We start from the raw sequence: 8,495 nt of genomic DNA, 5'->3' as shown, positions 1-8,495 counted from the left end.
GCCTGCTCGGCGACAATGGCGCCGGCAAGTCGACACTGATCAAGGTTTTGTCGGGCGCCGTGCCGCTGACCAGCGGCGACATCTTCATCCGTGGCAAGAAGGTCAGCCTGCGCAGCACCAGCGACGCCATCGCCCATGGCATCGAGACGATCTAYCAGGAYTCGGCRCTGGTCACGCARCTGTCGATYGCSCGCAATCTTTTCCTCGGGCGCGARCCGATCAAACCGCCGCGTTTCCTCAACCGSATGGACCAGGAGGCGATGAACACTGTCGCCCGCGACCTGCTCAAACAGGTCGGCATTTCGAAGAACATTCCGCCGACGACGCCGATCGGTTCGCTCTCCGGCGGCGAGCGACAGGCGGTGGCGATCGCGCGCGCCATGCATTTCGACAGCGACCTCATCATCCTCGACGAACCGACCAACAATCTCGGTGTCGCCGAAACGCAAGGCGTGCTGAGCTTCGTGCGCAGCGCCCGCGATTCCGGCCATTCCTGCATCTTCATCGCGCACAACATCCACCATGTCTTCCAGGTGGTCGACCGCATCGTCGTCATGCGCCGGGGCAAGGTGGTCGCCGACGACATCGACCCGAAGAAGACAAATGTGACGGAAGTCGAACGGATCATCACCGGCATGTCGGACAAGGAAATCCGCGACGCCGTCGCCGACGGCAAGCCGTCGCACTGAGGACGGAGCGGAACCGTCTTGTCGAAGCAGCCGAATGCGTATTGTGGTGATGGGTGTCGATCACCGGTCCCTCAGATTACATCGCCTGCCACATCGGCTTATCTGGCGCGCCATCGTATCGGCGCATAGGGTTGCGTCATGAAGGCCACCGTCACTGACATCGCCAGGAATTGCGGACTCTCGACCGCGACGGTCGACAGGGTGCTCAATAACAGGGCCGGTGCCAGTGCAGCCAACCGGCAGCGCGTCATGGAGGCCGCCAAGCAGCTTGGCTATTTGCCGGTCGCTGATCAGGTGACGCTTCCTTCGAAGCCCGCCAACCTCGAATTCTTCTTGYCGATCGGCAGCAACGCCTTCATGCAGGATTTGGCAAGGCACATCGAGGACTATGCATCGCGCCTGCCGCTGGTCGCGTCCTGCCGGATCCACAACCTCGCCGGCATCTCGCCGAACGCGCTGCAGAGCGCCGTCGAAAACCTGTCGCTGAAGGCCAATGGCGTCGGTGTCATCGCCGTCGACCACCCCCGAACCCGCAACATCCTGCGCGACATCGTCGAGGCCGGCATTCGCCTGGTGACGCTGGTGTCCGATATTCCGACCGCTCCCCGCTCGGCCTATGTCGGCATCGACAACCGGGTGGCTGGACGAACGGCGGCACTTCTTATGGGTCGCTTCCTCGGTGGTCGCGAGGGCCATCTGGCGATGGTCGTCGGCTCGCGCTCCTATCGCGGCCATGAAGAGCGTGAAATGGGCTTTCGCTCGGTGCTTGGCGAGGAATTTCCCAACCTGACCGTCAGCAGCGCCGTCGAGATCAATGACGAACCGGACGCCAGCTATGCCGAGACCATGAAGGCGCTGCACAACGAACCGGAACTGCTTGGCATCTATTGCGTCGGGGCCGGACGCTCCGGCGTGGCGAAGGCCATCCGCGAATCCAGGCCCAACCGCAAGCCGGTGTTCATCTGCCACGACCTGACCAAGCAAACGCGTGGCTATCTTGTCGACGATCTCGCCGACGTCGTCATCGACCAGAACGCCAGGCTGATCGCCGAACAGTCGGTCATCCGTCTGCTCGGTTCCATTGCCTCATCGGCGCCCTATCTCACCCGTAAATTCATCGAGCCGCGCCTGATTTTCAGGGAAAACGTGCCGGTGCAGTGAGGCGGAGGAGCCCGCGCCAGCCGGCTCCCCGTATTTGTAGGATAATTGGTACGGCAAATCTGCACAGCTGCTATGCACAATTCATTGTTGCCGAATCATTGGGCAACTCGTAGGTTCTGGTTGTCGGCCATCTACTCCTCCCAGATGCGATGCCGACGCTGAATGGGGTGCACCTCCTCCCGCGCCACATTCGAAATCGAGCCCGCTGCCACCTCCTCCCGGCAGCGGGCTTTTTTCGTTCAAACGGGAGAAATAGCCGTTATCACCGACGCCAAAGCGCGCCACGCATCGCGCTCGACCGCACGATGGAATGGCGCGTCAGCGGCGGTTCAATTCAACCGGCGGCGGTGCCCCGGAAGGAAACGATCAGCCCCTCGGCCATGCGCACGAACTGCGTGCTCGGCCCTTCGGTGCCCACCGTCTGCACGCTGACGCGCGCGCCTTCAAGCAGCAACGACAACGTATCGGCGAGCAGCTCAGCCTGACCGATGCCGGCATCGCGACACATCGTTACAAGGCGGTCGCGCTGGGCTTCCTTGATTTCCTTGATGACACGCCTGGCCGGATGGTCCGGCTCGGTCAGCTCAGCGGCGGCATTGGCCATGTCGCAGCCGCGGCCGTCAGCCGTCAGGCAGTCAGCGGCCATGCGGATCCAGGCATGCAATTGTGCGAGCTTGTCACCGGGAAACTCGGCTTCGAACCCTTCCCACATCGCGCCGGCCTTGGACGCGGTGGCGCGCAGGCACTCGACGATCAGTTCGTCCTTGGATTCGAAGTGACGATAGAGCGTCATCTTGTTCGTGCCGGCAGCTTCGGTGATGGCGTCGACGCCGACGCCCTTGATGCCATGCTTGTGGAACATGTCACGCGCCGTCTCCAGGATTCGATCCCGGGGACGTGAGCGCTCCACGACGCCGTCTGTCATCATGATCTCCTTTCGTTTCCTAAAAACCACGGCCACCTCTTGACTAGGGTGTTACCGGTCTGTAACTATGCAAATGTTACTTACTGGTAACACCTATGTCGCCTTCCGTCAATAACAAGGCCGTGACTGGTCCTGCCAGATCGGAATGAGCGAAAAACTGCGGTTCATGCGGCTCCGGCCGGTGAAGAGATGAAAAACGGTTCGCGAGCATGGGCTGCGAATCGACAGACAAGGAGCCGGCCAATGCCACAGCGCCGCGATCTTACCATAGATGAGGCCGTCCGGGATCCGATGATCCGGCTGGTCATGAAGGCAGATGGGGTCGACCCCCGCGCCTTCGAGACAATGCTTCGCTCGCTTGCCGATGGGCAGCGTCGCGAGGTGCCGTTGCTGCGGTCACGGGAAGCCTCCCGTGACGGGCACGGCCAGTTGTCCAGGGTTGCCAGCGCCTTCGGGCGGGCAAGAGCAGCCGGCGAGGCATGTGTGTCGTGGTAAACTTCTTCATCCACCGTCCGATCTTCGCCTCGGCGATCGCCATCATCATGGTGCTCGCCGGGACGATTTGYTATTTCCTGCTGCCGGTCTCGCAGTTTCCCGACATCACSCCGCCCCAGGTCGTGGTCAGCGCCCACTATCCGGGCGCCAGCGCGCAGGTCGTGGCCGATACGGTGACGACGCCGCTTGAGCAGCAGATCAACGGCGTGCAAGGCATGACCTACATGTCGTCGACGAGCTCCAATGACGGCTCCTCGACCATCACCATCACCTTCGATGTCGGCTATTCCCTGAGCACCGCCGCCGTCGACGTCCAGAACCGCGTCTCGCAAGCGGCCTCGTCGCTGCCGGCGATCGTCAACCAGGGCGGCGTGACGATCAAGAAGCAGAACCCGAACTTCGTCCTGATCGTCAACCTCACCTCGCCCGACAAGTCCATCGATCCGGTGGCGCTCTCGAACCTTGCCTATCTGCAGGTCGTCGATCCGCTGAAGCGCCTGCAAGGCGTCGGCGACGTGCAGATCTTCGGCGAACGGCGCTATTCGATGCGCGTCTGGCTCGACCCGGACAAGCTCGCCAATCTCGGCATCACCGCCGTCGACGTGCAGAATGCCATCGCCGAACAGAACGTCCAGGTGGCGGCCGGCAAGATCGGCCAGTCGCCGGCGCCCGCCGGCACCGCCTTCGAAATGCAGGTCAACGCCGTCGGCCGCCTGAGCGACCCGAAGGAATTCGGCGACATCGTGGTGCGCGCCAACACCGACACCGGCTCGCTGGTGCGGCTGCGCGACGTCGCCCGCATCGAACTCGGCGCGCTGCAATATTCGTCCTCGGCCTTCTTCGGCAAGGACCCCACCGTCGTGCTCGCTGTCTATCAGATGCCCGGTTCCAACGCGCTCGACCTTCAGCAGCGCGTCAAGGACAAGATGCAGGAGCTGTCCGGCCGTTTCCCGAAGGGCGTCGCGTACGCGATGCACTACGACACGACGCGCTTCGTCTCGGCCTCGATGCATGACGTGCTGATCACGCTCGGCGAAGCCCTGGTGCTTGTCGTCGCCGTGGTGTTCATCTTCCTCCAGAGCTGGCGCACGACGATCATCCCGACCATCGCCATTCCGGTGTCCTTGGTCGCGACGCTTGTCGTCATGGAGATGATGGGCTTCTCGCTCAACATGCTCTCCCTGCTCGGCATGGTGCTGGCGATCGGCCTTGTCGTCGACGATGCCATCGTGGTGGTCGAGAATGTCGAACGACAGCTCGAGGCCGGACTGAAGCCACTGGCGGCGACCAAGGCCGCCATGGCCGAAGTCACCGGCCCGATCATTGCCACCACCGCCGTGCTGATGGCGGTGTTCGTGCCGGTCGCCTTCATTCCCGGCGTTTCCGGAAAGCTCTACAACCAGTTCGCCCTGACGGTAGCGATTTCGGTCGGTATTTCCGCCTTCAATTCGCTGACACTCAGCCCCGCGCTCAGCGCCGCCTTCCTGCGCCATCGCGGCGCGACGCAATTCGTGCTGTTCCGCTGGTTCAATACGGGCTTCGACAAGCTGTCGCATGCCTACGCCCATGGCGTGCGCATTCTCATCCGCTTGCGCTGGATCATGCTCGGCCTGTTCGCGGCCGGGCTGGTTGCCACCTATTTCGTCTGGCAGAAGCTGCCCTCGACCTTCCTTCCGGTCGAGGACCAGGGCTATTTCTTCGTCGTCATCCAGTTGCCCGACGGTGCCTCGCTGGAGCGCACCGACGCGGTGGCGCAGAAGGCGCGCGACATCCTGCAGGCAACGCCCGGCGTCGACATTGTCGGCTCGATCAGCGGCCTGAACTTCCTGACCAGTGCCGCGCAGTCGAACTCGGCGGTCGAGTTCGCCATTTTGAAGCCCTGGGAGGAGCGTACTCCCGACCAGAGCGCATCGAAGCTGGTTGCCGACGTGCGCGGCAAGCTGTTGCAGATACCGGAAGCCTTTGCGTTGAGTTTCGATCCGCCTTCGATACCGGGTATCGGCACCACGGGCGGCTTCGAATTCGTCGTCGAGGATCTCACCGGCCGCGGTAGCGCGGCTCTCAACGACGCGACGCACGCCGTGATCGCCGAGGCGCGCAAGCAGCCGGARATCAATCCGCAGCAGTTGTTCTCGYCGTTCTCGACCTCGACGCCGCAGTTCAACTACGACCTCGACCGCAGCAAGGCCAARCTGCTYGGCCTCAATCTGCCCGATGTCTTCAACACGCTGCAGATCTATCTCGGCTCGCTCTACGTGAACGACTTCAACCTGTTCGGCCGCACCTTCCGGGTGACCATCCAGGCCGACAAGGATGCACGTGCGGGTGCTGCCGACATTTCGCGGCTCTATGTGCGCAATGCTTCGGGCGGCATGGTGCCGCTCAGCACACTGGGCAAGCTGGTGCCGTTCGTTGGGCCGGAAACCGTGCCGCATTACAACAACAATGCTTCGGCCTCGATCAATGGCGGTGCCGCACCGGGATTCTCTTCCGGCCAGGCCGTCGCTGCCATGGAACGGGCCGCGGCCACTGCACTGCCCAGGGATTTCGGTTTCGAATGGACCGGCATCACCTTCCAGGAGCTCAAGGCAGGATCGATCGCGTCCGTCGTCTTCGGCCTCGCCATCGTCTTCGTCTTCCTCATCCTGGCGGCGCAGTATGAGAGCTGGGCGATGCCGTTCATGGTGCTGCTGGCGGTGCCATTGGCGTTGTTCGGCGCCTTCGCAGCCCTCTGGGTGCGCGGCATGCAGATCGACGTCTATTCGCAGATCGGCTTCGTCATGTTGATCGGCCTGGCGGCCAAGAACGCCATCCTGATCGTCGAGTTCGCCAGACGGCGGCGCGAGGAAGGCCTCAGCATCGTCGAGGCGGCGATGGAAGCCGCGCGGCTGAGACTCCGGCCGATCCTGATGACCGCCTTCGCCTTCATCCTCGGCGTGCTGCCGCTGATGTTCGCGACAGGCGCCGGTGCTGCAAGCCGCCAGTCGATCGGCACCACCGTGTTTGGCGGCATGGTCGCCGCGACCATCCTGTCGCTGGTGTTCGTGCCGGTCTTCTACGCGGTCATCGAACAATTGCGGGAGCGCCGCGAAAGCGGCGAACCCGCCTCCTCCCAGCATACTGAACCAGCTGCCGAAACCGCCTTCCCTCCCCTGGCGGAAGCGGCCGAATAAGATTGGAGACTAATTATGCGTAAATGGAAAATCGCGTTGGGAACGGCTGTCGCACTGGGTGCGATCTCGGTGGCCAGCGTCCACCTGCTTGACATGGGCAACCTCAGGCTCAGCGCCAGTACGGCTGGGGCTGCGCCCGCTCCAGCGGCATTCGTCATGCCGGTGCCGGTGGCGAGCGTGATCAAGAAGACGATCCCGATCTATCTCGACTATGCCGCCCGCATCGAGCCTATCCGCAGCATCACGCTGCAGGCACGCGTGCCTGGCTATCTGCAGGAACAGACAGCGCAAGACGGCGCCGACGTCCGCCAGGGCGACCTTCTCTACAAGATCTCGCCTGACGACTTCCAGGCCGCGCTCGACCAGGCGAARGCSCARGTSCAGCGCGAYACGGCGACRCTCGAYTATGCSCGKTCCAATCTCGGCCGCGGCASCGAGCTSGCCAAGAGCGGTTACCTGGACAAGGACAGCTTCGATCAGCGCACCAGCACCTTGCGCGAGGCGCAGGCATCGCTGGCGCTCAACCAGGCGGCCGTGCGCACGGCGGAGCTCAATCTGAGCTATGCCGAGATCCATGCGCCGTTCACCGGGCGCCTGGGCCGCAACCAGGCCTCGGTCGGAACGCTGGTCAGCGTCGCCGGCACGGTGCTCAACACGCTGGTGCAGCTCGACCCGATCTATGTCACCTTCAATCCGAGCGAGACGGATCTGACCGAGATCGAGCAGGCCCGCGCAGATGGCCCGATCGAGGTCGAGGTTCTGCTTCCCGGTGAAACCGAGACCAGCCAGAAGGGCGAACTCACCTTCATCGACAACACGGTCGACCATTCGACCGGCACGATCACCGCCCGCGCCACCATCGGCAATGCGAAGTTCACGCTCATGGCCGGTCAATATGTCCGCGTGCGACTGCATATCAGGCAGCAGCCGGACGCACTGATGGTGCCGCAGACGGCGCTGGGTTCGAGCCAGCTCGGCAAGTATCTCTACGTCGTCGGCAAGGGCAACACGGTCGACCAGCGGCTGGTCTCGCTCGGCCCGACCAGCGGCGATCTGGTGGCTATCCTGAGCGGCGTCGCTGAAGGCGACCAGGTGATCACAGGCAATCTGCAGAAGATCGGACCTGGAATGCCGATCTCGCCACTGCCACAGAAACCGGCTACCTGAACCCCCCGCAGGCCCGGTTTCCGCGCGGCGCCCCCGACCTTTTCTCAGGTCGCGGGCGCCGTTTTCACGAGCAGGCCGACGAGAGCGGCGACATCGGCGCGGTCGGCCTTGGCCGGCGGCATGAACGCGCAATAGGGATGACCGAGGCGCACCGAGACTGACGAGAGCGCGATCAGGCGGCCGGCCTCCAGATCGGCCTGCGCCATCACACGCTGGCCAAGCGCAATGCCCAGACCTAGCCTTGCTGAAGCGATCGCCAGGCTGGACAGGCCGACACGGCGCCCATGCGACGGGTCGGGTGAGCGGCTGCCGCCACATGCCGCGAACCAATCGGCCCAGCTCGGGTGCGAGGCATAGTTCGGGCCCCAGTTGGTGTGGATGAACAGACTCTCATGCAGGCCCGTGAGACCCGGATCGCCATTGCCGTGCCGATGCCAGAATTCCGGCGCGCAGACCGGCAGCACATCGTCATGGACGAGACGAACCATGCGCAGGCCGGGATAGTGATAGTCGCCATAGGAGATGCGCAGGTCGACATTTTGGCGCATCAGGTCGATCGGATCGTCTTCCGCCCGCACGTCGATCGCCATATGCGGGAAGGCATCGAGAAGGGCCGCCAGCCTCGGCGCAAGCCACAGTTCGGCCAGCGAGAACGGCACGCTGACGACAAGCCGTGTCCTCAAGCCGCCTTCCAGCATGCGCTGGCCCATAGCGGCTATGTCGCCCAAAGCGCGCGCCGTCTGCGGGTAGATGGCGTGGCCGGTGTCGGTCAGCGTGATGCGGTTGCCTGTGCGCACGAACAATTRCTTGCCGAACCAGGTTTCGAGATTGCGGATCTGCTGGCTGACCGCCGCCGAGGACTGCTGGCTGACCGCCGCCGAGGAC

6 protein-coding genes are annotated in these 8,495 nt (G+C 63.5%); 4 read left to right on the top strand and 2 right to left on the bottom strand.

Annotated features, from left to right (window positions below):
* Both AC1DX0_RS26330 and AC1DX0_RS26325 read left to right on the top strand, forming a co-directional pair.
* The coding region (locus AC1DX0_RS26330; protein ID WP_477357363.1) for an ATP-binding cassette domain-containing protein at positions 1-689 on the top strand (689 nt) is incomplete at its 5' end.
* 138 nt (positions 690-827) lie between these two features.
* Entirely contained in the window at positions 828-1,850 is a 1,023-nt protein-coding gene (locus AC1DX0_RS26325) for a LacI family DNA-binding transcriptional regulator (protein ID WP_477357361.1), read from the top strand.
* A gap of 334 nt (positions 1,851-2,184) precedes the next feature.
* On the opposite strand, the gene AC1DX0_RS26320 is transcribed toward AC1DX0_RS26325, so the two are convergent.
* On the bottom strand, positions 2,185-2,775 hold the full coding sequence (locus AC1DX0_RS26320) for a TetR/AcrR family transcriptional regulator (RefSeq protein ID WP_477219733.1): 591 nt from the start codon (positions 2,773-2,775) through the stop codon (positions 2,185-2,187).
* Positions 2,776-3,263: 488 nt separating this feature from the next.
* Between AC1DX0_RS26320 and AC1DX0_RS26315 the strand changes: the two genes are divergently transcribed.
* Positions 3,264-6,443 (top strand): efflux RND transporter permease subunit, encoded by a 3,180-nt coding sequence (locus AC1DX0_RS26315; RefSeq protein WP_477357365.1) that lies wholly within the window; start codon positions 3,264-3,266, stop codon positions 6,441-6,443.
* 15 nt (positions 6,444-6,458) lie between these two features.
* Complete coding sequence (locus AC1DX0_RS26310; protein ID WP_477357359.1) at positions 6,459-7,610, top strand: efflux RND transporter periplasmic adaptor subunit; 1,152 nt, start codon at positions 6,459-6,461, stop codon at positions 7,608-7,610.
* Positions 7,611-7,654: 44 nt separating this feature from the next.
* Here the strand turns inward: AC1DX0_RS26310 and AC1DX0_RS26305 are convergent.
* Positions 7,655-8,495 (bottom strand): LysR substrate-binding domain-containing protein (locus AC1DX0_RS26305; protein WP_477357357.1); only part of this gene is annotated, 841 nt, incomplete at its 5' end.

This window comes from Mesorhizobium sp. P3_A9 (assembly GCF_056402975.1).
Note: the sequence above shows the minus strand (reverse complement) of the source record. Positions and strands in the feature narration are given on the sequence as shown.

Bases quoted from the DNA above. Each gene is read 5' to 3' on its own strand.
- AC1DX0_RS26320 (WP_477219733.1), bottom strand. From the start codon at position 2,775: ATGACAGACGGCGTCGTGGAGCGCTCACGTCCCCGGGATCGAATCCTG.